The organism is Sulfitobacter sp. G5_S2_6_S6, assembly GCF_054968505.1.
In genome coordinates this window covers 1-1154 of sequence record NZ_JBQKUI010000026.1, presented here as the reverse complement: position 1 = coordinate 1154, position 1154 = coordinate 1, and the positions used below count along the sequence as shown (strand labels likewise).

Annotated in this window: 1 protein-coding gene; it reads left to right on the top strand. The window is 54.1% G+C overall.

The window, feature by feature from the left end; all coding sequences use genetic code 11:
* The first annotated feature begins 291 nt into the window (after positions 1-291).
* A complete protein-coding gene (locus tag ACTRWK_RS17500) occupies positions 292-1020 on the top strand; it encodes an EF-hand domain-containing protein (protein WP_289084211.1) in 729 nt (242 codons plus the stop codon).
* The last annotated feature ends 134 nt before the right edge of the window (positions 1021-1154 follow it).

The window sequence follows — 1154 nt, the reverse complement described above, 5'->3', positions numbered from 1 at the left end:
ATGCAATCAAAACCGCGAACGGCCCCTTAGTCCAGTAGAGCAGTTCTTAATTCAGAAAACAGCAAACTTCCGGGGTTTAGCAACCTCAGCTAGCCTCCCCTCGGAGCCTGTATCCCGAGTGACGTCAGCAGCCGTGGCTGACTGATGCAGATCGAGTTTGGCGCGGGTGTTAGTTCACCCGTCGGCTGACTTCGTGCTGGCCGAGGTTGTCGTACTTTTCTTTTTTATTTAGGTTTTTCGACTGATCGCCCGCTATCGTTCTCTTAATATTCATAGCGTAGGTATTAAATTATGGTTTTTAAGAAAGTTCGGGGCGCTCTGACCTTTTCGAAAGGCGCGTTCGACTTGAACGGCGACGGTAAGGTCAATTACCGAGACTTCATCGACGGAGCGAGGATGGTGGGAAGCAAGGCGATCCCGTCTAAAGCTACCTTCGATGCCAATGGTGACGGGAAGATCGACTATATGGATGCGGTGGTTGGGGCCAAGATAGCAGGTGCTGCCGTTGTTGGTGCAGGAACTACACTGGCTGCGGGGGCTTACGGTGGAGCGTTAATCATTTCGGGTACAGCTTCGTCAATCGCTACAGGCATAGTAGGGGCTGCTGGTGCAACTGTTGGAGCTTTCACCGGAACTCTGCTGGGCACGGCCACCACGTCTACCTTCCTCGCAATGAAGACGGCTAGCGGGGCGCTGATTGTTGTTTCTGAGACAGCCGCCGCTGTTAGCCCGGGGTTGGTATCTGCGTTTTCAGCGGTAGGGTCAGGAGCTGGTGCGATGAACAGCGCTCTAGTAGCTAAGATCGCAGGGCTACCGGTGATCGAGGCTCTCGCAGTCAACGCAGGGGTATCGAAGGGGGCGTTGATCGTAATCGCAGGTGTCCCCGTAGCCCGAGAGGTGGCAATTGCCGTAGGTCTGATCTCGATCGTAATCGTCGGGGGATATGCCTACTTCCTGTTGAACAGAGGTGTTAACTCAAAAGACGTGACGGAGATCATGGGCACACCGCTACCAACCTGAGAGCGGGGGGCTCTAGTGTAGTTGTCAGGGGGAGCTAGAGCTTAAACCGCCCCACCTTTTGCCCCGGTTTTGTTGTTCGGGCAAAAAAGGCGATTCAAAACAATGATACGCGAGGTTTCCTACCATCCCAGCCA